General features: G+C 59.3%; 23 protein-coding genes and 1 tRNA gene. 8 read left to right on the forward strand and 16 right to left on the reverse strand.

The genetic code is table 11. The annotated features are described in order from the left end of the window. Positions 1 to 110 precede the first annotated feature (110 nt). Entirely contained in the window at positions 111 to 572 is a 462-nt protein-coding gene (gene crgA / locus BAD_RS00180; RefSeq protein ID WP_021913503.1) for a cell division protein CrgA, read from the reverse strand. A 141-nt stretch (positions 573 to 713) separates the two neighbouring features. On the opposite strand from crgA, the gene BAD_RS00185 reads away from it, so the two are divergent. From BAD_RS00185 to BAD_RS00195, 3 genes are all read left to right on the forward strand, one after another. Beyond that, on the forward strand, positions 714 to 1493 hold the full coding sequence (locus tag BAD_RS00185) for a DUF881 domain-containing protein (RefSeq protein ID WP_011742588.1): 780 nt from the start codon (positions 714 to 716) through the stop codon (positions 1491 to 1493). Between the two features lie 6 nt (positions 1494 to 1499). Then, positions 1500 to 2594 (forward strand): class E sortase, encoded by a 1095-nt coding sequence (locus BAD_RS00190; RefSeq protein ID WP_011742589.1) that lies wholly within the window; start codon positions 1500 to 1502, stop codon positions 2592 to 2594. An 81-nt stretch (positions 2595 to 2675) separates the two neighbouring features. Beyond that, positions 2676 to 3320 carry an anthranilate synthase component II gene (locus BAD_RS00195; protein ID WP_041777188.1) on the forward strand — a complete coding sequence of 215 codons (645 nt, stop codon included), beginning with the start codon at positions 2676 to 2678 and terminating at the stop codon, positions 3318 to 3320. Positions 3321 to 3438: 118 nt separating this feature from the next. On the opposite strand, the gene pknB is transcribed toward BAD_RS00195, so the two are convergent. Genes pknB through BAD_RS00230 form a run of 7 tightly spaced genes read right to left on the reverse strand, consistent with a single transcriptional unit; the run spans position 3439 to position 12346 of the window. Continuing rightward, entirely contained in the window at positions 3439 to 5499 is a 2061-nt protein-coding gene (gene pknB, locus BAD_RS00200; protein ID WP_011742591.1) for a Stk1 family PASTA domain-containing Ser/Thr kinase, read from the reverse strand. Beyond that, positions 5496 to 6440, reverse strand: a complete 945-nt coding sequence (locus BAD_RS00205) for a serine/threonine-protein kinase (protein ID WP_003807258.1) — start codon at positions 6438 to 6440, stop codon at positions 5496 to 5498. Before BAD_RS00205 ends, pknB begins: the two co-directional genes overlap by 4 nt. Then, positions 6437 to 7903, reverse strand: a complete 1467-nt coding sequence (locus BAD_RS00210) for a peptidoglycan D,D-transpeptidase FtsI family protein (protein WP_011742592.1) — start codon at positions 7901 to 7903, stop codon at positions 6437 to 6439. Before BAD_RS00210 ends, BAD_RS00205 begins: the two co-directional genes overlap by 4 nt. After that, positions 7896 to 9479 (reverse strand): FtsW/RodA/SpoVE family cell cycle protein, encoded by a 1584-nt coding sequence (locus BAD_RS00215; RefSeq protein WP_011742593.1) that lies wholly within the window; start codon positions 9477 to 9479, stop codon positions 7896 to 7898. The genes BAD_RS00210 and BAD_RS00215 overlap by 8 nt, the downstream gene beginning before the upstream one ends. Beyond that, a complete protein-coding gene (locus BAD_RS00220; protein WP_041777456.1) occupies positions 9476 to 11089 on the reverse strand; it encodes a PP2C family protein-serine/threonine phosphatase in 1614 nt (537 codons plus the stop codon). Before BAD_RS00220 ends, BAD_RS00215 begins: the two co-directional genes overlap by 4 nt. Before the next feature lie 5 nt (positions 11090 to 11094). After that, complete coding sequence (locus BAD_RS00225) at positions 11095 to 11610, reverse strand: FHA domain-containing protein FhaB/FipA (RefSeq protein ID WP_003807267.1); 516 nt, start codon at positions 11608 to 11610, stop codon at positions 11095 to 11097. Positions 11611 to 11638: 28 nt separating this feature from the next. After that, positions 11639 to 12346, reverse strand: a complete 708-nt coding sequence (locus BAD_RS00230) for an FhaA domain-containing protein (protein ID WP_011742595.1) — start codon at positions 12344 to 12346, stop codon at positions 11639 to 11641. Positions 12347 to 12495: 149 nt separating this feature from the next. On the opposite strand from BAD_RS00230, the gene BAD_RS00235 reads away from it, so the two are divergent. Then, positions 12496 to 15006: a prolyl oligopeptidase family serine peptidase gene (locus BAD_RS00235; RefSeq protein WP_011742596.1), complete on the forward strand. Its 2511-nt coding sequence runs from the start codon at positions 12496 to 12498 to the stop codon at positions 15004 to 15006. Between the two features lie 225 nt (positions 15007 to 15231). Here BAD_RS00235 and BAD_RS00240 read toward each other — a convergent pair whose 3' ends face one another. Genes BAD_RS00240 through BAD_RS09240 form a run of 3 tightly spaced genes read right to left on the reverse strand, consistent with a single transcriptional unit; the run spans position 15232 to position 17355 of the window. Beyond that, a complete protein-coding gene (locus BAD_RS00240; RefSeq protein ID WP_050731437.1) occupies positions 15232 to 16461 on the reverse strand; it encodes a hypothetical protein in 1230 nt (409 codons plus the stop codon). A gap of 49 nt (positions 16462 to 16510) precedes the next feature. After that, a complete protein-coding gene (locus BAD_RS00245; protein WP_231837093.1) occupies positions 16511 to 17188 on the reverse strand; it encodes a response regulator in 678 nt (225 codons plus the stop codon). Further along, positions 17185 to 17355, reverse strand: a complete 171-nt coding sequence (locus BAD_RS09240; protein WP_172761224.1) for a hypothetical protein — start codon at positions 17353 to 17355, stop codon at positions 17185 to 17187. Before BAD_RS09240 ends, BAD_RS00245 begins: the two co-directional genes overlap by 4 nt. Positions 17356 to 17465: 110 nt before the next feature. Between BAD_RS09240 and BAD_RS00250 the strand changes: the two genes are divergently transcribed. Next, positions 17466 to 18530: an alpha/beta fold hydrolase gene (locus BAD_RS00250; RefSeq protein ID WP_011742599.1), complete on the forward strand. Its 1065-nt coding sequence runs from the start codon at positions 17466 to 17468 to the stop codon at positions 18528 to 18530. Between the two features lie 127 nt (positions 18531 to 18657). After that, the gene (locus BAD_RS00255) at positions 18658 to 19506 is read left to right on the forward strand and encodes a DMT family transporter (protein ID WP_217268757.1); all 849 of its coding nucleotides are present in this window, start codon (positions 18658 to 18660) and stop codon (positions 19504 to 19506) included. Positions 19507 to 19649: 143 nt separating this feature from the next. On the opposite strand, the gene BAD_RS00260 is transcribed toward BAD_RS00255, so the two are convergent. The 4 genes from BAD_RS00260 to BAD_RS00275 form a co-directional block, all read right to left on the reverse strand. After that, positions 19650 to 20111, reverse strand: coding sequence for an Hsp20/alpha crystallin family protein (locus BAD_RS00260; protein ID WP_021913490.1), 462 nt, complete (start codon positions 20109 to 20111; stop codon positions 19650 to 19652). 573 nt (positions 20112 to 20684) lie between these two features. Further along, a tRNA-Leu gene (locus tag BAD_RS00265) sits at positions 20685 to 20767 on the reverse strand. Positions 20768 to 20926: 159 nt separating this feature from the next. Further along, positions 20927 to 21175 (reverse strand): hypothetical protein, encoded by a 249-nt coding sequence (locus tag BAD_RS00270; protein WP_041777189.1) that lies wholly within the window; start codon positions 21173 to 21175, stop codon positions 20927 to 20929. Positions 21176 to 21543: 368 nt separating this feature from the next. Further along, positions 21544 to 22029 carry a hypothetical protein gene (locus BAD_RS00275; protein ID WP_011742603.1) on the reverse strand — a complete coding sequence of 162 codons (486 nt, stop codon included), beginning with the start codon at positions 22027 to 22029 and terminating at the stop codon, positions 21544 to 21546. 194 nt (positions 22030 to 22223) lie between these two features. Here BAD_RS00275 and BAD_RS00280 point away from each other — a divergent pair, with 194 nt between their 5' ends. Together BAD_RS00280 and BAD_RS00285 are read left to right on the forward strand one after the other, a co-directional pair. Further along, positions 22224 to 23579 (forward strand): hypothetical protein, encoded by a 1356-nt coding sequence (locus BAD_RS00280; protein ID WP_041777190.1) that lies wholly within the window; start codon positions 22224 to 22226, stop codon positions 23577 to 23579. 85 nt (positions 23580 to 23664) lie between these two features. Continuing rightward, positions 23665 to 24381 (forward strand): response regulator transcription factor, encoded by a 717-nt coding sequence (locus tag BAD_RS00285; protein WP_080505074.1) that lies wholly within the window; start codon positions 23665 to 23667, stop codon positions 24379 to 24381. Positions 24382 to 24592: 211 nt separating this feature from the next. On the opposite strand, the gene tgt is transcribed toward BAD_RS00285, so the two are convergent. Next, complete coding sequence (gene tgt, locus BAD_RS00290) at positions 24593 to 26008, reverse strand: tRNA guanosine(34) transglycosylase Tgt (RefSeq protein ID WP_217268755.1); 1416 nt, start codon at positions 26006 to 26008, stop codon at positions 24593 to 24595. Between the last annotated feature and the right edge of the window lie 78 nt (positions 26009 to 26086).

Consider the following 26086-nt stretch of genomic DNA (forward strand, 5'->3'; position numbering starts at 1 on the left):
AGTAAAGTGGATGAAGTGGATGAAGCGGATGAAAAAAGACGCCGGATCGCAAAGAACCCGGCGTCTTTTGAATAAGCCTCGATGGAATAGGCGAAACGGAGAAAACCGACTCAGCGCCACCACATGGTCATAATGAAACCGACCATGATGATTGCGAACGCGATGGCCAGGTTCCAAGCGCCGATGTGCGGAATCGGATAATCGGTGGTCAGGTAGTAGACCACGGCCCACACCAGACCGATGATCATCAGCGCGCAGAACAGCGGCACGAACCAGCGCGGGTTGGACTTGGTGCCCTTGATGCTTTCCTCCACACGGCGGGTGTTCTCCGCCTGACGGTTCATCATGCGTTGCATCTGCGGTGACAGCGAATCCTTATCAACGGTGGCGTTCAGCACCGCTTCGACACGGTCCATAGGAATATCGAGATCGTCATCGTCGGACTGGTCCTCGTCAACAGAAGTCTTGTCGACGACATCTTCGGTGGTTTCCTCGACGGCAGCGGTGTCGTCGGCGGACTGCAGATCCTTCTGGTCATCCGCGGTGGTTTCGTGCAGCTCTTCGTCAGCCATCAGCATAGTCTCCTTTAATAGGCTAAAAGTCATAATAGTGGGTAGACTCGAAAGCGGCGAACTCACGGCGTAAAACTGTTCAAAATCAGGACAATTGTTCAGTGAAACCCGGCGGATTCAGGCAGGTTTGGAAAGGCGCGTATGGCGAAGCATACCGGAAAGCACAGCGCGAAACGGTCGAAGGCGGCCGGCGTCGCGGCGTTCCTCGTGCTGCTGTTCTCCGGATTCCTGCTGTCCACCAACCTGCGCGTCAACCGTTCCGTGGTGGTCAGCAACGATACCGCCGAACTCGTGGAACAGCGCGTGAAAAAAGTGAACTCGCTACGGTCCGAAATCGATGCGCTGAGCACCAGAGTCAACGATCTGAGCAAAACACTCGACAGCCAGAACGCCGACGGATCGCAAGACAGCGAAAGCGCCGGCAACGGCACCATGCTCCCCGCCGTGGAAGGCCCGGGACTGGTGGTGACGCTCGACGATTCGCCGCTATGGGAGAACATGGTCGACGCCAACGGATCCAGCGCCAACATCAACGATTACGTGGTGCACCAGCAGGACATCGAAGCCGTGGTCAACGCGCTGTGGGCGGGAGGCGCCGAATCCATGCAGATCATGGACCAGCGCGTATTGTTCAACTCCGCCGTACGCTGCTCCGGCAACGTGCTGCTGCTGCAAGGCAAGAAGTATTCGCCGCCGTTCAAAATCTCGGCGATCGGACCAGTGGAGGGCATGAGAAAAGCGCTCGACGATTCCGAGGAAGTGTCCATCTACAAGCAGTACGTGAGCGCGTTCGGCCTGGGATGGCAGGTCGACGAGAAAACGAAACTGCATTTCGACGCGACCGACGCGTTGCAGCAGCCGTTGCAGTATGCGAAAGCGCTCGAAAACGACAAGAACGGCGACTCGCAAGAGGGGAAATAACAATCGATGAAACATGTGGCAAGCCGTGGCGGACGCACCAAAAGCGCGCTGTGGACGATACTCGGCATCCTCGCCGAACTCATGCTGACCGCCGCCGCCATCTGCGCGCTGTACATCGCATGGCAGATGTGGTGGACGGGCGTGCAGTCGGAGCATAACCAGATCGAAACCCGCCAATCCGTATCCTGGTCCGATCCAGGAAAGTCCGGCAACGTCACCGTGGCGAAGGCACAGCAGGGTGACCCGCCTGTACAGCCGCAAAGCGCCACGGAAGGCGAACTCATCGCCCAAATCTACATACCGCGATTCGGCAGCCAATGGCAGCGCAACCTGGTGGAAGGCACGGACCTGACACAGCTCAACAAGCACGGCCTCGGCCACTACACGGATTCGCAGATGCCCGGCCAGGTCGGCAACTTCGCATTCGCCGGCCACCGCAACGGCTACGGGCAGCCGCTCGGCGACGTCGACAAACTGCAGGAAGGCGACCCGATCATCGTCCGCACGCAGGATTACTGGTACGTGTACCACTACACCAGCTACAAAATCGTGCTGCCGACACAGACCGAAGTGGTGGCGGCCAACCCCGAAAACCCCGGCGCAACACCGACCAAACGCATGCTGACCATGACCACCTGCGAACCGAAATACTCCACGCCGACGCACCGCTGGATCAGCTACGCCGAATTCTCCTACTGGGCGAAGGTCTCCGACGGCATCCCACAGGAACTGGCCTCCCAAAACGCCAACGGCACAGTCAAATTCGTCAACAACGAACAGTCGTCGTTCCTGTCGTCGATCGATACGCTGAAACCGTGGATCTTCGGCGCGCTCGCCGCATACGTGATCATATTTATTTCCGCCGCCGTCGCCTGGCGATGGCCGTATCTCGCCGACGTGCGCGCAGGAAGACGAAAGAAGGCCGATTTCAGCCTGTACGGCAGCCTGGTGCGACTGCAGCCGGGCGTGCTGCCGATCCGTCTGCTGCTGGTGCTGCTGCTGGTTTTCGCAGCGGCCGCATCGTGCTTCGAATGGCTGTTCCCGTGGGCCGCGTCGACTATTCCGATGTTGCAGGAGATGTCGAACTACACGGCCATCTAAAGGCTGCCGCTGCGTGAGACGCGGACGTTGCTGCGGCACGGAACGCACGTACACTGCTGTTCAAACGTTGATTGGAGCATGATGACCGATTCCGCACGCATTCTGGTGGTAGATAATTACGATTCGTTCGTCTATACGATCGTCGGCTATCTCAAGACGCTCGGCGCCACGGTGACCGTGGTGCGCAACGACGCGATCGACCCGTCCCAGCCGGGCGTGATCGACGAATACGACGGCGTGCTGATTTCTCCTGGCCCCGGCGCTCCGGCCGAATCCGGCGCCAGCGAGGACATGATCCGCCTGTGCGCGAAGCTCGACAAGCCGATGTTCGGCGTATGCCTCGGCATGCAGGCGCTCGCCGAAGTGTTCGGTGCCATCGTGAGCCACGCGCCGACCATCATGCATGGCAAAACCAGCCAGGTTGAGCATATCGACGATGAGATCTTCGACGGCGTGGCCAATCCGATGACCGCCACGCGCTACCATTCCCTGGCAGTGGAACCGGAGTCCGTGCCGGACGATCTGGTGGTGACCGCGTGGACGCAGGGCGACCACATCGTGCAGGGCATCAAGCATCGCAGCAAGCCGATGTACGCGGTGCAGTTCCATCCGGAGTCCGTGATGACCCAGGACGGCTACCGTCTGCTGGCCAACTGGCTGAAGGTGTGCGGGCAGGATTCCGCGGTTGAGAAGTCGGCTGGATTGCAGCCTAAGGTTGTTGAGTAGGAGGCTGTAGCTCGAAGGTAGTCTGCAATCCGCATTCCGCAGAGAACCGGCAAGGTTTTTACGGTACGGGATATGAAAAAGGAGCGGCGTTGAGCCGCTCCTTTTTCATCATCACTGATTAGTGCTGTGGTTGCTGCTGATTGTTGTCAGTGGTGTTGCCGTTGCTATTGTCACCGGTGTCGGTGGCGGGCTGGGCCTTGGTGGTCAGCGTGATGGTGGAGCCGTTATCGGCCTTGCTGCCACCATTCGGGCTCATGGAAGCAACCGTGCCGTCCTGCGGGCCGGAAACGTTGACCTGGAAGCCGTAGCCTTCCAGCAGAGCCTTGGCATCCGCGTAGTTCATACCGGCCACGTTCGGCACGCTGGTCTGCTGCTTGCCGGTGGACACCCAAATGGTCACCGCGGTGCCCATTTCGACGGTGCTGCCGGAACCCGGATCGATGCGGGTGACTGCACCGGACTGCACCGAATCGGAATACTCGCTTTCGATGGTGATCTGCGTCAGACCAGCCTGCTTGAGCTGCGCGATGACCGAATCCTTGGCCTGGCCTACCAGACCATCCGGAATCTTGGTCATGCCGGACGAAATGTACAGCGTGATGATGGTGCCCTTGGTCTGCTTCGAATTCGCGGCCGGATCGGTGTTCACCACCTGATCCTTCGCAATGGTGGCGTTATCCACGGTCTTGACGTTGCCTACCTTGAATCCGGCAGCCTCGAGGATGCTCTTCGCCTCCTCCTGGGTCTTGCCGGACACATCCGGAACAGGGACCGCTTGTGGGCCAGTGGAGAACCACACGGAGACCGTGGAGCCCTTCGCCACTTTCCTGCCGCCTTGCGGATTCTGCTTGGTGATGGTGCCCTTTGGCTGGCTGGATGTGGCATCGTCACGGGCGTCAAGCTTCAGACCAAGGGCCTTAAGCTGTTCTTCCACACGCGCCTGGGAAATGTTCGACGTGTCGGTGAAGTCCGGCACGGACACCAGATCCGCAGTGTTCTTATGCCCGTTCAACGCGAAGAAAATACCGATGACGGCCAGCAAAACAACGATGCTGCCGACCACGGAAGCGATGATGATCTGCTTCTTCTTACGCTCCTGCACGGCCTTGGCACGCTGTTCCGCACGGGTCTTCGTTTCGACTCCGCCATTCGGATTCGGCACGGCCTCGAACTGGCCGGTGACCGGATTGAACGCCTGCGTCGGCGCATCCGTCGCCGGCGCCATGGGCACGGTGGCTGCATCCATTTCGGCCTGCTTGCGGGCCTTCATGTTGGTCAGGTCGGTCAACGGGTTGAACGCGGCAGCCATCGGCACACCGCCGTTCATGAACGTCAGCAGATCGTTCTTGAACTCGGAAGCGGTGGCGTAACGGTTCTGCCGATCCTTGGCCATCGCCTTCGCGCAGATCGAATCCCACATCTTCGGCAGGCCCGGCACGATCGTGCTTGGGGGAGTGGCGACTTCCGACACATGCTGGTAGGCGATCGCCACCGCCGAATCGCCGGTGAACGGCGGCCGGCCGGTGAGCATTTCGTACAGCACGCAGCCGGCGGAATACAGGTCGGAACGCATGTCGACGCTTTCGCCGCGCGCCTGCTCCGGAGACAGGTATTGCGCGGTGCCGACGACGCCCTGCGACTGCGTCATCGTGGCCGCGGAATCGTCGATCGCGCGGGCGATGCCGAAGTCCATGACCTTGACCACGCCCTGCTCGGAAATCATGATGTTGCCGGGCTTGATGTCGCGGTGGATGATGCCCATGCGGTGCGAGTATTCGAGCGCGTTGAGCACGCCCATCATCACCTGCTCGGCGTCGCGCTGGCTCAGCGCGCCATTCACCTTGAGGATGTCACGCAGGGTCTGACCCTTGACGTACTCCATCACCAGATACGGCAGATGCTCGATCTCGCCGGTTTCCGTGGTGACGGTTTCCTCGCCCGAATCGTAGATGTTCACGATGTTCGGGTTGTTCATCTGCGCGACGGAATGGGCTTCACGGCGGAAACGCTCAAGGAAGATGCTGTCAGTGGCGAAATCGGCGCGCATGATCTTGACGGCGACGGTACGCCCCAGACGCGTGTCGGTCGCCACATGCACTTCGGCCATGCCGCCACGGCCGACGAGTTGGCCGAGCTGATAACGGCCCCCGGCCAGAGAGGTAGGCATGTTGATGTTCATCCCTGTTCCTTCCAATCATTGCTCACGGAGATATGGGGTTTGCTGACCACACGTCGGGGAAGCCTTCCTCCCGAAGAGACGACCATCGTGTCGGCCAGCTGCGTCTGCTGGTCGAGCAGACGGCGTTCGATGCGGGACAGGGTGCGTGACACCACCAGCGCGTCCTTCGGACGGTCCAGCGGGTCCTTGGCCAACATCGACATGACGAATTCACGCAACTGCACATCGACGGTGTCGGGCAGCGGCGGAACCGGATTATTGACATGTGCTGCGGCGATGTCGACCGGTGTGGCGCCCGTGAACGGACGGTGTCCGCACAGGCCCTCATAGGCGACGACGCCAAGCGAATAGATATCGGATTGCGGCGTGGCATGCTTGCCCTGCGCCTGCTCCGGGGAAATGTACTGCGCGGTGCCCACGACCATGCCGTCCTGCGTGATCTGCTCCTGGTTGGTGGAGTAGGAGACGCCGAAGTCGGTGATCTTCACCTCGCCGGAATCGGACACCATGATGTTCGCCGGCTTCACGTCACGGTGGATCACGCCATGGGAATGCGCGACGAACAGGCCGCGTGCGGTCTGAATGAGAATCGGCAGCAGCTTGATCGGGTCCATCGGGCCGTTCTGCTCGTGGTACAGGTCTGCAAGCGACTTGCTCGGCACGTATTCCATGATGAGGAATCCGATGCCGTCATGCTCGTAATATTCGAACAGCGCAGCGATGTTCGGATGCGCAAGATTGGCGGAATTATGGGCTTCCGCGCGCAGACGAAGCAGTTTGGCCTCCTGGGTGACGCCCAAATCGCCACGTAGCGCCTTGATGGCCACCGGACGTCCAAGTTGGATGTCATAGCCTTTCCACACTTCACCCATACCACCTTGGGCCAGGCGGGAATCTAACCTGTAGCGTCGGTGGATGAGCTGTCCTTCAACCAGTTTCATTCTGCCAGCGCCTCCTGCATCATTGCTTTCATAATCGGTCCTGCCGCGAACGAGCCGTACAGGTCCACGTTATGCACCACGACCGCCACCGCGATCTTCGGATCGTCCGCCGGTGCGAATCCGATCACCCAGCCGTCGATGGACGTATTGCCGTTTCCAATCTGCGCGGTACCCGTCTTGACGGCCACCTGCACGCCGTTGATGGCCAGATTCGTGTTCTCCTTGGTGACCACGGCCTCCATCATCTGGGTGAGCTTGTTGGCCGTATCCGCACTGAACGCATGGGACATGACCGTGGGCTTGGTCTGCGAAATGACCGACAAGTCGGCGGAACGCACGCGGTCGACCAGCGTGGGCTGCATAAGCTTGCCATCATTGGCTATGGCGGCGGCCACCATAGCATTCTGCAACGGTGTCACCACGGTGTCTCCCTGGCCGATAGACGCCAATGCGAGCTTGTCGTCGTTGATGTCGGTGGGGAACTTCGACGTGACAGACACCCACGGGGTTCCGGTGTAATCGGAACCGTCCACGGTGATCGGGCTGTCAAAACCAAGTTTCTTGGCCATGGACGAGACGGCGTTGTCGCCCAACGACACGCCCAACTGGGCGAACGCGGTGTTCGACGAATACGCCAGCGCGTCCTCCATGGAGATCTTGCCGTCAGCGCCGTCGGCCTGCGGTACGGCGTTGGTCAGTTGCGTGACGGTGCCGGGAAGCGTGTAGCTTGCTCCTGCCGGAATCTGCGTATCCGGCTGGTATTGGCCGGTTTCCAAAGCCGCGGCGGCCACCACCGTTTTGAACGTGGACCCCGGAGGATACAGCTGCGAAGTGGCTCGGTTGAGCATCGGATTGGTGGCGTCCTGGGACAGCACGCCGTAGTTGCTGTTCGCCTGGCTCATGTCATGGCTGGCCAGCTGGTTCGGGTCGTAGCTGGGCGTGCTGACCATGGCGAGGATACGGCCGGTTTTCGGCTCGATGGCCACTGCGGCGCCATCCGTGCTGCCGAGGCTGTTGTATGCGGCCTGCTGAATCTTCGGATCGATGGACGTTTCGATATTGGCGCCCTTGTTCTCCTGCCCGGTGAACAGCGACTTGAACCGCTGCCAGAGCAGCTGCTCCGACTGGCCCGACAGCAGCGAGCTGCGGGACGCTTCGACGCCGCTCCAGCCACGCTGGCTGATGGAGAAGAATCCGGTGACCGGCGCATACAGTTCGCCGGCGGAATAGGAACGCTGGTACGAGAACGAATCGTTGGAAGGATCGGATTTTGCGATGACCGATCCGTCCGCGGCGAGAATGGACCCGCGCGGTGCGCCGTATTCGTGGTACAGCGCGCGGACGTTACGTGCGTCGTTGGTGAGCTGGTTGGCTCGGATGGCCATGATGATGGTGGTGGACATGCCCAGAATGACGAACAAGGCCACCACGATGGTGAACAGCTGGCGGAGCGACTTATTCATGCGATGCTCCTTGCTGGTCGATCGTCGGCAGGACTCCGGTTATCGGAATCGTCGGATTGGATTGATCGGTCTGGCCGGCTTGGCTGGTTTGATTGGCGGGCACGGCATGACCTGCTTGTCCGGCTGCGCCCGCATGGTTTGCCCGCACGGCCGGGATGGCCGAAGCCTTCGCCGCACCCGAACGCGTATTGCCGGCGATTTCGGTACGACGGTTCCGCTCGCGTTCGCGCAACACCCTGACGGCTTCCTGCTGGAATGTGTCGCTGTCAATCTCGGATTCCGGCCTGTTCGCGGAATTGGAGATGACGATCAGCAGCGCGGCCAGCATGTAGTTTGCGATCAGCGACGAACCGCCGGCCGCCATGTAGGGAAGCGTCAGACCGGTCAGCGGAATGACCAGCGTGATACCGCCGACCACGGTGAACACCTGGAAGGCCATGGTGAACACCAAGCCGGACGCAAGCAGCTTGCCGAAGCCGTCCTTGATTTTCATCGCGGTGATCATGCCGGCTGCGATGATCAGCAGATACAGCATGAGAATGGCCATCAGGCCGGTCAATCCCAGCTCCTCGCCCAATGCCGCGTAAATGTAGTCGGAATTTGCGATCGGGGTGATCGACGGGTGGCCCTGACCGAGGCCGGTGCCCATCAGACCGCCGGAAGCCAAGCCGAAAATGCCGGTGACGAGCTGGTATGAGCCGCCGTATTCCTTGTTGTATTGAGCCGCGGAGAACGGGTGAAGCCAGGCGTCCACACGCGAGCCGACGTGGCTGAAGATGCTTGCCGCCGCCACCGCGCCGGCGGCGAAGGCGATGAATCCGATGACGATCCAGCTTTTACGCCCGGTGGCCACGTACAGCATGGACACGAACATGGCGAAGAACATCAGTGACGTGCCCAGATCATGCTGCAGGACCAGAACGCCCATGGAGACGATCCACACCACGATGATCGGTCCCATATCCTTGATGCGTGGCAGTTGGATGCCGAGAATCTTCTTTCCGCCGACGGCAAGCTGGTCGCGATGGTCGAACAGATACGAAGCGAAGAAGAACGCCAGGAACAGTTTGGCGAATTCGCTCGGCTGGAACGATCCCAAGCCGGGAATCTTCACCCAGATGCGTGCGCCGTACTGTTCGGAACCGACCACCGGCAGCATTGGCGACAGCAACAGCACGATGCCGATCACCATGCTGACGTACGAGAATCGCCGCAATACGCGGTAATCCCTCATGAACACCACCAGCAGGTTGGCAAACACCAGTGCGATCGCCAACCAAAGCAACTGTCGGAACGCCACTGTGGTTTTGGTGTCTTGGTCGAGGCGTGCGATCATCGTGACGCCGATGCCCGTCAATACCAGCACGCAGCACATGACCGATTGGTCGGCGTGCGGCTGGAATCGCAGCAGCAGACCCCAGGCGGTCAGGAACAGCGCGCTTACGAACGCGAGCATCCACACATAGTTTTGCGGGAAGCCGTTCGTGGTGCGTTCAAACATCTGGAAGAACGCCACCGCGCACAGCAGCATGCTGAACAGCAGCATGCCAAGCTGTCTCAAGCGTGTTGCGATCATGACTTGTCACCGCCCGACTTGTTGGTCTGCGCGGCCTGATCGGCGGCCTTTTTCGCCGCTTCGTCCTGCTGCTTCTGCTTGGCGGCTGCTTCGTCCTTCGCCTTCTGCTCGGCTTCGGCCTTCTCCTGCTGCCTCGCCTCTTGCTTGCGCTTCGCATCGTTCAGCTGCTTTTTGATCAGACGGGTATGGCTTTTCGCTTCGCCGTACGTGTCGAAGGAGATGCCCTGGTCAAGCTGTTCGCGCCAGCTTGGCGGCAGATCGCTGGTCTTCATATTGGTGTCGGTGACGGCATGTGACAGTTTGGCACCGAAGATGCTCGTCGGCACGCCTTGGAAAATCGCCACTTTGCCGTTGTTGTCGCCGATGTAGTACTTGGTTTGGCTCCAACGGTAGGTGCCCACGCCCACGCCGGCAACGCCAAGCAGCACCAGAATGATGATGAGTATGGTGATGATGCGGTTGCGGAATTTGCGCGACCGTTTCGTCTTACGTTCCTCGATATGTTCGTTGCGAATCGCCTTGGCGACTTCCGGATCGTTCGGATCGGCGGAAATACGCCCGTTGCGCTTCTGCACAATCGGAATTTCCCCGGTATCGGTATTGACACGGTCGCCATTGTCTTCGCGGACCGACGACGGCTGCGCGACGCGCTGTTCCGGCTGTTTCGGCTCCTCGTTGGGATCCTTGCCGCTGCGCAGGGCCGCGGCACGCGCCGCCGGCGACTGTTTGCCTTCGCGCAGAGGCGGGGCGGAAGCGACCGGTTCGTTGACGATGTCCGCGATGGTTTCCAAGCTTGCGCTGGCCGCGCCGCCGACCAGCGGCGTCTGATGCGGCAGGTCGAACGCGTCCGCGTCGAGCGCGAGCGTCGCGTCGGCGATCACCGCGGTGACGTTGTCGGTGCTGCCCGCACGCAACGCCATCGATACGAGCCGCTGCGCGCACTCCTCCTGATCGGCGCAGGTGGACAGCACTTCTTCAAGCGTGGAATCTTCCAGCACGCCGCACAGGCCGTCGGAGCACAGCAGCCAACGGTCGCCCGGATGCGCCTTGCGGATGGCGATGTCAGGGCGCGAATCGATGTCGAAATCGCCCAGCACGCGCATCACCACATTGCGTTGCGGATGGTTGCGCGCCTCGGCCTCGCTGATACGGCCGGTGTCGATGAGATGCTGCACGTAGCTGTGGTCGCTGGTCATGCGGACCAGATGGCCGTCGTGCAGCAGATACGCGCGGGAATCGCCGATATGCGCCAATACCCAGCAGCCGGCGACCAGTGCCACGGACGTGACGGTGGTGCCCATGCCGGCAAGACGACGCTCACGTTTGGCTTTGCCGACGATCGCGTCGTGCGCGGCCATGACGGAAGTCGCCATCATATGGGAGACGACCTGCACGTCGCCGTCAACATTGTCCTGTTCGATGTGCGCCAGCGACCGGATGGCGATGGTGGAGGCGGTGTCGCCGCCGGCATGCCCGCCCATGCCGTCGCAGATGGCGATGAGATGCTCGCCGGCGAACGCGGAATCCTGGTTGTTGGAACGCACGGTGCCCACGTCGGAGACGACGGTGGAATACATGAACAATTGTTGCGAAGCGGTGGAAGTCGGCAAAAACGTCACCTCAATTCGAAGGTGGTCGCACCGATGCGCACAGGCACGCGCGCGCCAAGAATCATCGGCGCGTTCAGACGCTGATGATTGACGACGGTGCCGTTGGTGGATCCCAGATCCTCGATGGCCCAACGGCCGGTGGCGGGATCGGTGTAGACGCGCGCATGGTGGGAGGAAACGAATTCATCATCCAGCACCACGGTGTTCGAAGCGGAACGGCCAAGTGTGATGGTGTTGCCGGCCAGAGGGACGGAACTGCCGGCAAGGGGGCCATCGATAATGACCAGCAGAGTTGGTTTGGCATTGGTTGCGGCGCTTGCCGAAGGGGCTGCGGCGGCTACGGGCGCAGGCGATTCGACGGCCTTGCGCGCGGCGCGCTCCTTACGACGATGAGCCCGCGACTTGCGCGGGCTGAGCGTTTCGATATCCCTGTACAGCGAACGTACCGTACAGGCCACGAAGATCCAAAGCAGTACGAGAAACCCGTACTTGAGGATCGCAAACGTTAATTCAGTGAGCATAGAAGGCGGCTCTCCAGGTTGGGGCTGATTACTCCTGCTCCTGCGAGGAGGCCCAGTACAGGATGCGGGTTCGGCCGATGGTGATCGTGTTGCCGTCGAGCAGCGTTGCCGCCTCAACATGATGGCCTTCGACGTACATGCCGTTGGTGGAGTTCAGGTCGCGGGCGATGACGGTGTTGCCGTTGTCGGTGACGTCGATCTCCATGTGACGACGGGAGATGCCGGGGTCGTCGATGACGATGTCGCAATCGGAACCACGGCCGATGATGGTCTTTTCCTCGGTGAGCAGATACTGGTGCTCGCCGATCTCCAACATCGGGCAATCCTCGGTCTGCGCGTCNGTCGTGACCGGCACGGTGTTGCCCTGCACGGATTCTCTGGAAAGCCGGTAATCGCCCTTGGAAAGTTCAAGATCCTCTTCGAAGATCACCACGACCGGGCCGACGAACGCGTAGTTCTGGCTCTTCGCATACTGGGTGAGGTTGTCGGCAAGTTCATTGGCGAGCGTTTCGGCGCCCCACTCGACGATGTTGTTGAAATCCGGAGTGCTGAGCTTGAAACGGTACTCGTTCGGGGCTACGGTGCGATCGCGCGTGACGGGCATGGCTTCTTTGTCGATCTCGCGTTCCAGAGCGCTGGAAAGGTCGACGGGCTTCAGGTCTTTAGACCCGAACTTCGCGAAAACCCCGTTGACGGCGCCTTCCACGCTCTTCTCAAATCGGTCGAGAACACTCATACTTGTCCCTTTCTGTCCTTGACTATCCTACGCTGTAGCCTGCCGAGCGCCAATTCGAAGGCTACTTGCTTGCAAAAATTTCATGTGAAGGGGGTTGCGTCCGGGGTATTGGCGGCGAGTGGTGCGTGACGGTCGGTAGATTGGAAGGTATGAATGATGCGATTGATGAGTTTCCTGGGCTGAAGGCCCGTACCTTGCGATTCACCTGCGGCGCGCCACGTTCCGCCCGCGCGATCGGCGACGGTTCGCGTGCGCTGTTCCTGCGTTCGGACGGTCCGGAGGACACCGTCACCTCCCTGTGGATGAGCGTGATCGGCAGCGATGGCGATACCGACGAGATTCTGCTTGCCGATCCGCGTACGCTGCTGGCTGACGCCGACGCCGAGGATGTGCCGGCTGAGGAAAAGGCGCGCCGCGAACGTGCGCGTGAAGGTGGTTCCGGCATCGTCGGCTATTCGGTCGATGCGGCCGGCAACCGCGTGACGTTCACCATCAACGGCCAGCTGTTCCTGACGGATATCGCGGCCGGCGTGACGCACGGCATCGCCATCGACGAACCGGAATTCAAGCCGGTGCTGAACCCGCGCATCAGCCCCGACGGACGACACATCATGTATACGACCGGCACGTATTTGGTGGACGTCGATCTTGCGGACGTGTCGGACACGACGGACGCAGGCGAAGACGCGGGCGATGCGGTGTCCATCGTCGCGTCCGTTCCGCAAGACGACGCTGACGACGTTGCCGATACGCAGGACGGCACGAAAGATGACGCGCAAAGCGACGCGGCCGAATCGCAAGCAGGCGAATGGAAAATCGGTCTCGCCGAATTCGCCGCAGGTGAGGAAATGGACCGTTACGACGGCTTCTGGTGGTCGCCTGATTCCAAGTATGTGCTCTTCGAAACCTTCGACGCATCCCACGAGCAGACCTGGTACATCGCCGACCCGGCCGATCCAACGAAACCTGCGCAGGCCCGCCGCTATCCGCAGGCGATGACGGCCAACGCCGACGTGCATCTGACGCTGCTGGAACTCGGCTACGATACGGACGGCTGCTACTACGGCGGCATCGCACACAACGTGGAATGGGACCGCGAATCGTACGAATACCTGGCCGCCGTCAGCTGGACCGAAGGCCACGAGCCGCTGCTACTTGTGCAGGACCGGCTTCAGCAGCACGACCAGGTGCTCGCCGTCCACGTGGGCGAGCCTATCGTGACCATGAGCGCGCCGGAAAACGGCTTCACCGACGAGGACGGCAGCGAAGTGGAGACCTTCTCCATCGCCATCCCCGAATACGCGCCCGGCGAAGAACCCGGCACCACGCGCGTGCTTGAGGAACATAGCAACGACTGCTGGCTCGACCTGATCGCCGGCACCCCCGCATACACGCCTGACGGCCGTCTCGTGTGCGCGATGAACGACATGGACGCCGACACGAACCGTCTGACCGTGGACGGCACGCCATTCACACCCAAGGGCCTGCAGGTGCGCGAAGTGCTCGACGTGACCGACGACGACGTGCTGTGCGTGGTGCAGCGCACGCCGGAACTGCTGCCGGCCGCCGATCTGCCGTTCCTGTGGCAGTCCAACGCGGACGATCACGACGCCCGCAGCTTCGACGTGGTCTCGATCCGTTACGACGGCGACTGGGAGCCGCTCACCTACGTTCCCGGACAGTGGACGATGAGCCGCGCCGGCGACGGTTGCGTGGTGACCGGCCGTGGCATGGACGATGCCGCGATGCAGATGCAGCATTGCATGAACGTGCGCACGACGGACGGTGATGGTGATGGCGTCGACGCCGCCGACATGATGTCGATGGTGGTTTCGCCGATCGAAAACCACGCCGAAACCCCCGGTTTCATGCCGAACGTGCGATTCGTCCGCCTCGGCGAACGCGCCCTGTACGCGGCGGTCATCCTGCCGTCGGCGGACAGCGCATACGCGCATGCCGACCAGTTGCCGGTCCTCATGAAGCCTTACGGCGGCCCCGGTTTCCAGCAGGTCGTGGAAAGCCAGTCGTTCTACTGGGACGCGCAGTGGTGGGCCGACCAAGGCTACATCGTGGTCACCGCCGACGGTCGCGGCACCACCGGCCGCGGACCGAAGTGGGATCGCGCGATCTACGAAAACATGAAAGCCGTGACGCTTGAGGACCAGGTCGACGCCGTGTACGCGCTGCCCGACGCGCTTGCCTCGATCGCCACCAAAACCGGCGTTGCCGTGCCGAAACCCGACCTCGGCCGCGTGGCGATGATCGGCTGGTCCTACGGCGGCTTCCTGTCCGCGCTCGCCGTGCTGGACGCGCCCGACACCTTCGCCGCGGCCTGCGCGGGCGCTCCGCCGACCGACTGGACGCTGTACGACACGCATTACACCGAGCGCTACCTGGGACTCGATCCGACCACGTACGAACGTAACAGCATCGTCGCGGACGCGCCGAAACTCAGTCGCCCGCTTATGCTCATCCACGGTTTCGCCGACGACAATGTGACGATCGCCAATAGCCTGCGATTGAGCCAGGCGCTGATGGCGGCCGGCAGGAAGCACACGTTCCTGCCGCTCAACGGCATCACGCACATGACCAACGACGAGACGGTGGCGCGCAACCTGTTGCTGCTGCAGCGCGACTTCCTCGCCGACGCGCTGGTCTGACGGTGTTCCGGCGGAACTGACGTTCCGATACAACCGAAGAAAAAAAAGAACGCGTCCCCCTGCGATTCGACGGACTGCCAAGTATCCGTCGGGTCACAGGGAGACGCGTAACCCTTCTCAATAGGGAAGATAGGATGGCGTGAACACCCCTGCAAGTAAGGGTGTACCACATCTGTGTAGCACCTTTTGTAGTACCCTTTCGTTTCTCGCGACCGTCGGAGCCAGTCACGATTCGGGGTGTCCGGCAAGGGGTGGCAGGGTTTCGGGCACCGGAATCGGCAGATAGGCGAACAGCGTCCATTCGCCGTCGCGCAGCGTTGTCTCGAGTTTGCCGCCATGCGATTCGAGCTGTTTGCTGAAATACGCGAGGCCGTGGCCTCCCGGCTGCGTGCGATCCGTTTCGGTGGTCCTCGCCTGGTTGATCTGCGTGATTTCGACGGCGTTCGGCTTGAGTATCACCGACAGGTCGGCTTTGCTGCCGGACTGGGCGTGACGCGCGATGTTGGCGTAGGTCTCGCGAAGCAGATCATTGGCGATTCCGGCCAGGCTCGGGGAGGCGCTTGGCGCACCGCCCGCCACATGGAGGATCGAGGTGATGTCGAAGCCGAGCGCGCGTAGACGCCGGTCGCCGCCGGCCATCGTGGCTTTGAGCAGGTCGGAGAAGGCCTTGCCGTCCGCATCCTCCTCAAGGACGGTGACGTCCATATCCAGTTCGTCGATGACGCGATGCACGTTGGTCAGGGCGGACAGGATGTAATCGTTGACCTGCGTCCATTTGTCGAGCTCATCGCGTCTTTCGTCCGCGTTCTTGCCGTCGTCACCATCCGTCGAGGCGCTGCCATCGCCATCGCCTCCGCCGGACAATGCATCGATGCGACGTTGCGCGACGAAAGCCGCGGCGGACAGATCTCCCGTCACGGCGTCGTGTATGGCTTCCGCGATGTGACTGCGGCTTTCCATCTCCCGTAATCGCGCTTTCGCCTGCTCCGCCTCGGCGCGGCTGCCGGCTACGGCCTGGTTCCATCGCAAACCGCATCCGAGCATCAGTACCAGGCTGACCATGGCGATGATGGCCACGGGATTGCTGCGGCTCGTGCCAAGGACCAGTTGACGGAACAGCTGGTCGCCTATGGAATAAGCGAGCAGCAGCAGCGCCACGAGATTGTTGGTTTCGTAGGCGAGCATGCCGAACGTGTAAAGGATTCCCGGCAGCGAGTTGACGTCGGCTCCGGGTATGAGCCAAGGTCCCGACTGGCTCATGATCAGAAACAGCAGCGACATCGATTTCGGAAAGAACGGTGACAGCAGCAGCACCGCGATTTCGATGATGGTCCAGACGATCGCCGCGGGATTGTCGGTCGGGGCGAGCACCAGGCAGAACAGGATCCACCATACGGTGATGACCACGATGGTTATGCGGATCGGATGCCAGAGTTTCGGATGGTCGGCACGCATATGGTTGTGCCAGGAGCGGAAGGCGCTTACGGGTCTGGGTTTTGTGGGTTCAGCGTGCATGCGATCTCACCCACAATGCCACTGCCTGGCGTGCCGTCTTGCAGTTCAGCTTCTTGAGAATGCCCTGCATATGCTTGCGCACGGTGCTTTCGGAGATGTCCAGTCGTTCGGCGATCTCCCTGTCCAGCATGCCGTCGGCGCACAGGGAGATGATTTGCTCCTCGCGCACGGTGAGCCGCGGTGAGGTCTCCTCCTCGCGTCTGATGCGCACGTTGGCCAGGGCGGGAGGTTCGAATCCCTCCATAACGTTGCCTCCACAGAGCCGCTCGATGGCCTTCGCCAGCTGATCGGAATCCTCCTTGCCGATCAGTCCCTGCGCTCCGGCTTCCATCAGCCTGCTACGGTAGCTGTTGATGGAGAAGCTGGTGATGCCCAGAATCGGCAGATGCCTGTCCATGAGACGGATCCGATGGCAGATGGCCGGCCCCTGCAAGCCCTCCATGGACATGTCCAATACAAGCAGGTTGAGATTGTCGTCGTTCCTCTGGCAACGTTCGATCGCTTCGTCGCCGGAAGTGGCCGTCCACACCACGTAGGCCGTGGGGACCTTCGCTTCGATGAGAAGGCTCAGCGATTCCAACGCGCGAGGATCGTTGTCGACCAGCGCTACACGGTGGATTTTTGGTATGGGAGCTGCGGATTTCGCGGGATTCATCGCATGGCTCACTTTCCACACAGCCAGTAAAGCGGCGGCGGGCAGTCGATGATGGCGGATGCGGTTCCTCTCGCCGCGTCGGCGAAGATGGCAGCCTTCCCGTTGGAAGGGGTCATCGTTCCGGCTGGCTGCATGGTGCAGAGCATGACGAATGCCACACACAATGACATGATTTTCATACCGACATTGTACGGGGGAGCGCGTCCACGAGTGAGGAGGCGCGTTCGATCCGTGGAGCCGAAGCGTGGGGCTCTGAAGGCTGTTCATGTGGGATTCGTATGATGAAAGCATGACTCTTAGGCTGCTCGACGAGGCGAATTACGACGCCGAAATGGAAAGCAAGGTGCTGCCCGCGCTGGACGCCTGCATGACGGAAGGATGGATGGATCCAGCCACCGTTGACTGGAACGGCGACGCGCTGCCCAAACTGGACGAACCCGGCCGGTTGCACTATTGCTGTTACGACGCGGCCAAATTCGACGTGCTGCGTGAGGACGGCGCTTCGGGCGTGTTCCGCGGTGCGATCGTCATTTCGCACGGATTCACCGAATTCGCGCGAAAATACAGCGAGATGGCATGGTATTTCCTGCTGGCCGGCTATTCCGTATGCATCCTCGAGCATCGCGGGCACGGTCATTCCGTGCATGACGTGGACAATCCCAGCCTGGTGTGGATCGACGATTGGCGCCGGTATGTGTCCGATTTCGCAGCCTTCGCCGACACTGTGGGCCGCGAATACGCGTGCGGCGAGCCACTGAACCTGTACTGCCATTCGATGGGCGGCGGCATCGGCGCGGCCGTGATGGAACACTATCCGAGCCTGTTCGACAAGGCCGTGTTGTCCGCACCCATGATCGCCCCCGTCGTCGGTATGCCGACATGGATCGCACGCATCGCTACAGGCGCGTTGTGCGGCTTGGGATTCGGCAAAGCGCGCGTATTCGGTCACACCGATTTTTCCCCCGAACTCGATCTCGACGAGCATAAGGGCGCGTCCGAGGCGCGCGTTCGCTGGTTCCACAAGCAGCGCGTCGACGACGTGGCATGCCAGACCAACGCGGCCACCTTCGAATGGGCGCATCAGGCGATGGCATTGTCTCGAGCCGTACTCAAACCGGACATGTGCGGTGCGATCGAAACTCCGACGCTGCTGTTCCAAGCGGGCCGTGACGTCTGGGTCCTGAACGGTCCGCAGGACGATTTCGTGGAACGCGTGCGCGAAGGCGGCGGATTAATCGAAAAAATACGGTACGGCAAGTCGTTGCACGAGATCTTCTCCATGCCGAACACGGTGGTCGGACCGTATGTGAACAAGATTCTCGACTTCTTCAGCGCGCCCGCGGACAGTCTGTGAGCGGCTGCCACTGCAAGACACATGCGGCGTGTACGGTGTGCGATGAGCGAACAGTGAAGGGGAAGGAGCCGCAGTGGCGGAAAAAACGTTCGAACGCACGCCGAAAGACCTGATTATCGGCATTGCGATGACCCTGTGCGGCGGCGTGCTGTGGGGCGTCAACGCCACCGTCTCCAAAATCCTCATGGGCACGTACCACGCCTCGCCGCTGTGGATCGCATGCGTGCGCGAACTGGCAGCCGGCGTGCTTTTCCTCACCTGCTCGGCCATCATGACGCCGAAACTGCTTACCGGCGCGCTACGCGATCGCAAATCATATCCGCGGCTGCTGGCCACCGCCATCATATGCGTGCTGCTGGTGCAGGTCGCCTACCTCGAATCGATCAACTGGACCAACTCCGGCACCGCGACCGTGCTGCAAAGCCTGAACCTGCTGTTCGTCTTGGGGGTCGTATGCCTGCGCGGGCGGCGACTGCCCGGCGTACGGGAAGGCATCGGCGTGGCGCTCGCCTTCGCGGGAACCGTGCTGATTGCGACCGGCGGCGATTTCACCACGCTGAAACTGCCGTTGGTCGGCCTGATTTGGGGCGCTATCAACGCGGCGTCCACGGCGGCCATGGTGTTTCTTCCGGTCAAGCTCATCGAACGTTGGGGCAACTTCACCGTCAATGGCATCGCGTTCCTGATTTCCGGGCTTGTGCTGCTGCCGTTCGTGCGGCCGTGGGCTACGGCGCCGCAGTTGGATTGGCTGGGTGTGGGGCTGATGACGTTCACCGTGATCGGCGGCACATTCGGCGCGTTCTGGCTGTACATGGCCGGCGTGGTGCGCGTCGGTTCGATGCGTGCCACCATGCTCGGCACCAGCGAACCGGTGATGGCCACGATTTCCGCGGTGGCATGGACGGACGCGGTGTTCGAACCGACCGATTTGGTTGGATTCGTGATGATTCTCATCATGGTGTTTTTGGTACGTTAAGTGCCGTGACGGGCGTTGCTTTTCGGGCGGCGGCGTGCGGACAAACAAAAAAGCCGGACACCCACTTACGGGCGTCCGGCTTCGCTTTGCTTAGCGATTACCGTGACTTACGACGTGCGAATATGACGTACGGCAGCTGGAAATCAGCCTTCAATCGCAATCTGATGCTTGGTCTCAACCTGCTGCTGCGCTTCGGGCTTCGGCATTTCCAGGCACAGGGTGCCGTCCTTGTAGCTGGCGTGAATGTCGGAATCCTTCACGTCCTCGCCAACGTAGAAGCTACGAGAGCAAGAGCCGGCGTAGCGTTCGCGACGCAGCCAGCGGCCGTTGTCGTCCTTGTCCTCGTGCGAGCTGTTGCGATGCGCGGAAACGGTCAGATAGCCGTTCTGCAGGTCCAGCGAAATGTCGTCCTTCTTGAAGCCAGGCATGTCGATGTCGACCATGTAGCCCTTGTCGGTCTCACGCACATCGGTGCTCATCATGCCTGCGGACATGTTCGGATCGCATGCGGCTGCGCGGTCCATGTTGCGCCAACCCTCGAAGAACGGATCGTCGAACAGATCGGAGAACATCGTGTCATTCATCAAAGCCGGAAACATTGCCATAATCGGTACTCCTTAAGCAAATGCGCGTTCTGTGCGCGGAGTAATGCGGCTTGGCAGCCGGCCGTGCGATTATCGCTGCGGCGTCACCATCCAGCGAGACCGGCGACCGGGTTCGTTGCCGCATCCGGAACCCTCCCGGGCTCCTGACCTTGACCTTTCACTTCACCCAACTCTTCCGTGTCCTGCTCATTCCGCGATTATGCTCACAGTGAAATACCGGGAAATGCTTGCGATTGCGTGCGCGGAAAAGTCGTACGGCGAATTTCGTTTTTCTTCAGAATCGGACGCATGGGATTGGTCTGCAATGCGTTACGTATCTGTTTTTCCAACCGGTCACGTGAAGTGTGGTTTTGGGTGGCTATGTGTTCGATTCTGCCGAATTGGTTATTCGGATTGTGTTTTCTGGAGAATCGGACATTTGTGGTGCTGGTTTTGGGTTTGGATGTCCGTTTGTCTGTTTCTGCTGAGATAGCTGGGCTTTCGGCGCATTTTTAGTACTTTTTTGTCACATTTCATACGTTTTGGATAAAGCAAAAGGGCTGGAATCGTTGGATTCCAGCCCTTTTCGGCCCGTGCGAGCGGGGGGAGTTGAACCCCCACGAGCATACACTCACTGCCACCTGAAGACAGCGCGTCTACCATTCCGCCACGCTCGCAGACAGTGAATTAATTTACACCAAAACCCACGCAACCTCAAATCGGCGTGTCGTGCCGCCATTTTCCGTAGGAAAATTCAAGCGGCGCGACGCAGCTTGTCCGATTCTGGAGAATCGGACAAATAGACATGCGAATACGCGGCTGTGAACGGGCGTGAATCAAGGCAGCATCAAATCGGTGCCGCCGAGAAAACGGTAGCCGCCGTCATCCATCAATCGGGTTTTCGCAAAATGTAAGCCCAAGAGCGTGGCTTGCACCTCGTCGATGCCGTAAATGACATGCTCCCAGACGGTCTGCCCAGAAGCGTCTTCCAGACGAACGTCTACACTCCAGGTGTCCTCGTCGATTTGCGGTTCGGAAACCGACAACACCCGATCTCCACCCTCGTATTGGAATTGTCGCTGCATGCTCGTCTCCCATCAAATGCGCGTATCTTCGATTGCGGGTTGTTCGCTCTTCGGGTTGGAAGATAGTGTTTGGCTATTTGTCGCATTGGAACTTTTCCCCGCTAGGCAGGCGGCATAGGCTGCGGCTGCCCCGGCCCAGCATACTGCGGCCGCAGCACCGTGTAGGCGTTTGCATGTTTTCCCTAAAAGTTTATATTCGTGATCACACGTTGCTTTTGAGGAGACTGTGACTGCAGCTGCATTGCTTACTGATGGATTACTGATGGCGCATGGGGGCATTCCCTGAACTGTTGATAATATACAAGCGAAGGTAATTGTTAGAATAGTTTTCAGCATAATTTAATGTCCTGCGATAACTGATATTGGAATTAAATTAAAATATTCGCCAGAATTTGCGCTACGCAATGTGCAGTGCTTGCGTTTACGCCATGCTGACGGAGGAATTGCTCGATTTTGCCAGCTGCCCAATTCTCAGGTTTTTGCAGAAAGCCGGAGAGATCGCCGAGCCATTTTGCTCCACTGAAAATTTTTGCCGCTACTTTAAGCGCTTTGGCTACATTTCCTACGGCTCCACGACTCTGTGGCACGTCATCCGTGTCATTCAATGGTTGCAAGGCGTTTGCATTTTTAGTGGGGAATATTCCGGAAGCCTCCGCCTCTGCCGGGTAAGCATATTGTTTGTCGGCTGTGGGCTGGACGGAGAGGCTATGTGCTTCGTGTTCGATTGCTGCGCTGTTCGGCACCTCATCCATGCTGGGAAGCGAAGCTTCATCTGCCATTGCTGTCGCGCTCCCCGATGCAAGTGTCGCACAAGCCAAAATAGTCGCAATAACACGTAACGTGTTCTTTTTCATATATATGTCTTTTCGTCAAGTTGACGTGACATCAGTCGAGAGTAGAAGCGTGTTCGCAATTGTGATAGAGTGCTGTCACCTGTTAGGGGGACGTGTCGCATTAAATATTCAAACGGGTGACATTGCTGTTGTACGGAACCGCATTGCGTGATTTACATGATGACGGAATGTGTCCCCCGGTGAAAGGTGTGAATATGCGACGGAAGCAAAATGCATGCGACTCGAACGGTGGCGTACATACTGAGCGCGTGACGGCCGGCATGCATGACCTTACATATGGCTTGAAAGATTTTTTCCGCGAGGTCTTTCTTGATAAGGATGATATCGACTATGAGCGCCGCTTTGACGTGCGTTCCTTGCCATTGCTGGTTGTAGCGATGGCTGCAGGATGGCTCTATTCTCGTGATGGAAACGGATTCTATGCGTGTGTCAGCGCGATTTTTGCTGTTTCCTATACTGTGTATTTCATCGTCAATCGAGGCGTGTACATCGTGCGCCTGTTCCGTGGGGAAAATATTTTCGGTAAACGGCGTGTGAGATGTATGAAATACCGTGGCACGATACATTCGTCGGTTGCGGGCGGGCTGGCAAAAGCCTTGGAAAAATTCGTTGATAACGATACGCTGTATGCGTATATCGGCGGATATGGTGTTCCGTTGCTGGGCACTGCGACAATGATTGCTTATGACGCGTCGCACTGGTTATGGTTGGCATTAGTCGGGGGAGTCTTGTGCGTTGTATATGCGCTGTATTGGCTGATATATGCATTTGTTGCCGCGCATCGGGCGCTTATCGCAGTGCTTGCGGATCGCGATAGGAGATTGGAACAGGCGGGTTATCGCATGACGGTTATGCGCCGAGATGCAAAATTGGCCAGCAGGACGCATGATACGGTTACCGGTGGTCTGTCGTATATTGCCTTTATTGCGCAGCAGCAGCTGGAGGGTAAAACCTTATCGGACGAGGAACGGGTTGCGTGGAAACATATCGATGATGCGGCTCAACGTACGATGGACAATGTTCATGAAGTTATTGATATTCTTGGACGAGATATCGACCCCGCAAATCCCGTTGGCGGCGAAGGGTTTGATTGCGAATCGCAAGAAATACAGATGCCAGATGTTTCTTCATTGGAGAGAATTATTCGCGAGCATTGTGATGAGGGGGATTCTCGGCTTAAGACGCTCGGGTTTGTTGGAACAAGTGAGATTCAGCTGGATGTTGCGGATGCTGATGATACTGGTGAAAGTGTTTGTGCGGATCTGATTGATGAGTGTACAAGTCTGATTGATGAGTTATACACCAATATTTCTTGTCACGCTGATACGAGTCAGCCATACGCTGTTTTTGTCAGTAGCGAGAACGGATGCCTCCGCATCACGCAGGTAAACGCTATAGCGTGCCCGCACGATGCGCAGAGCGGCTATAAGAAGAAGGTTTCAGGAAGGGGACTTGCGTTTCATCGGAGGATGCTTGACGCGATGAGCGGGTCGATTACTACTTGTGAAGAGGGTGATACTTGGACGCTGCATGTGGTCATACCGTTGTGAAAACAATAGGTTTTGGTGTAGATATTTGATAATTATTCATGCTGAAGCTTTATAAAATATCGCAAGTAATTTGGTAGTTAATGTAATGGAAACTAATGTGGAAAGAATTGACAAATCAGTTGAACATATAGGAATAGTCGACAATGATGTGTTGACGTTGGGTGCGTTGTCTAGCTATTTGGCTCAACAATTTGGAGACGAGAAAATTTTATGGCGATGCACGCTTGGTAAAAAAGCTGCGGAATTATGTAGTAATTCGCAAACACGTCCCCAGATATTACTCATGGATATGTCATTATCTGATGCCGATGGCGTGCAGATTTGCCAGGAGATTCGGCGTACTGTTGACGATATGCCGATTTTGGCGATTACTTCTTTTCCGTTGCGCCGATATGCTGCTGCGGTGGCTCAGGCTGGAGTGCAAGGCATTGTCGCGAAACGAAATTTGCGCACTATTGCCGCTGCTCTCGAATGCGTTGTATCTGGACACGTTTATCTGCCGGATGAGTTAGCGGAAACCATGCCGGATCTGCATTTTGAGTTGCCAGTACAGGCGCATCGTAGGATCGATGCAGAGACTCTTGGCGGGCAGGCCGTGAAACCAGTTTTGTCCGATCGGGAAACGGCGATTATAGTCAGGTATGCGCGAGGGCAGACCACACTTCAAGTGGGGGAGTGCTTAGGATTATCGGAGAACACTGTCAAGACTTATACCAAGCGTGCCATGGCGAAGCTTGGGGCGAAAACGCGAGGTCAGGCAATAGCCCTCTGGCTGATGCAAACCATGACGCATGGTGTGTGATTTAGGCAGCTTTTATCTCTGATAAACGTATATGTGCTGTGACCGATTCTGGAGAATCGGACACTCGTTGGGTTTAGGAAAGGGCTTGGGTGTCCTTATTCTCCCGAATCGGACACATGGGACGGGATACGGGGAGGCATGAAAAAGCGCCGACGGGGGTTCATCGGCGCTTGAGCTGTTTTCAGGATACTTAATCCGGAGTGGCTTTGCCTCAGCCCTTGGAGCCGTTTTCGTAGAAGTGCGCGAGCGTCTCGTCGCGGAACTTCTCGAAATATCCGCCGTCGATCGACGCGCGAATGTCGTCCAGCAGCTTCACGAAGAAATGCTCGTTGTGGATCGTGGCCAATGTGAAACCGTTGAATTCGCGGGCGCGCAACGCATGATCCACGTAAGCACGCGAATAATGCGTGCACGTGTAGCAATCGCAGCCCTCTTCAAGCGGGCCAAAATCATGCTTGAATTGCGCGCGCTTGATGTTGTAGCGGCCGTGGCGCGTGAAGATCGCACCATTGCGGCCGCAACGCGCGGGGGCCACGCAGTCGAAGGTGTCGCCGCCGTTCTCCACGCAGGCGAAGATGTCGTCCACCGCGGCGATGCCGAGCACATGGCGCGGACGGCTTTCCGGCATCGCGTCACAGATCCAGGCGCAGGTGTCGCCGATGATGCGCTTCTCGATCGCGCCGCCGATGCCGACGCCGTCGAAATCGAGCGAAGCGATCTGTTCGGCGGCATGCCTGCGCAGATCCTCGTAATTCGCGCCCTGCACCACACCATACAGCGCCTGATACGGCTTGCCGAGACGTTCCTCGGTAAGCCGCCTGTGCTCGGCCACGCAACGTTGCGCCCAGCGGTAGGTGCGTTCCACGGAACGTTCCTGGTAGCCGCGGGTGTTCATCAGCGTGGTCAGCTCGTCGAAAGCGAACATGATGTCGGCGCCGATCTTGTGCTGGATGCCCATGGAGATTTCGGCGGAGAACCGGTGCAGCGAGCCGTTGAGCGGCGACTTGAACGTCACACCGTCCTCGTCCACGAACGCGAGCCGCTCCTTGCCTTCCGCGATCACGTCGTCCGATTTCATGCCGGTGACGTCCATGGCGAGCGTCTTCTTGAAGCCCGCGCCGAGTGACAGCACCTGGAATCCGCCGGAATCGGTGAAGGTCGGACCGTTCCAGTTCATGAATTTGGCGAGTCCGCCGGCTTCGTCGAGCACCTGTTCCCCGGGGCGTTCATACAGGTGGAACGCGTTGGACAGCAGGCATTGCGCGCCAAGATCCTTCATGGTTTCGGGCAGCACGGCCTTCATCGCGGCCTGCGTGGCCACCGGCACGAACGCCGGGGTGTGGATGTCGCCGTGGGGGGTGTGGATGATGCCGGTGCGTCCGTATCGCGCGCCGCCGCGGCCCTTGCCATCGGCCGCATCTGGCAGGCGGGTTTTCTGCTCGAAGTAGAACGCGTCGCGGCGGCCGGGCTTGCCGGGTTCCGCGCCGCGGGGATGCTCAATAAGGTTTTCGGTCGATGCCGCGCTGGTCGTGTTGCCTGCTGCGTCGTGCGTTGCGCCGGCTGCCGCGTTGGCCGCTGAGGTCTCGTGCGCCACCGCGCCGGTCTGTGGTTCGTTCAAGCTTGTCATGCTCTCAACTGTATGCGATAGCGCCGATTGCCGCGGTGGCGCCATCGGCGGTCGACGGTGGCATCGTATGGAGTAAAC

It is taken from the genome of Bifidobacterium adolescentis ATCC 15703, from assembly GCF_000010425.1.
Lineage (GTDB): Bacteria > Actinomycetota > Actinomycetes > Actinomycetales > Bifidobacteriaceae > Bifidobacterium > Bifidobacterium adolescentis.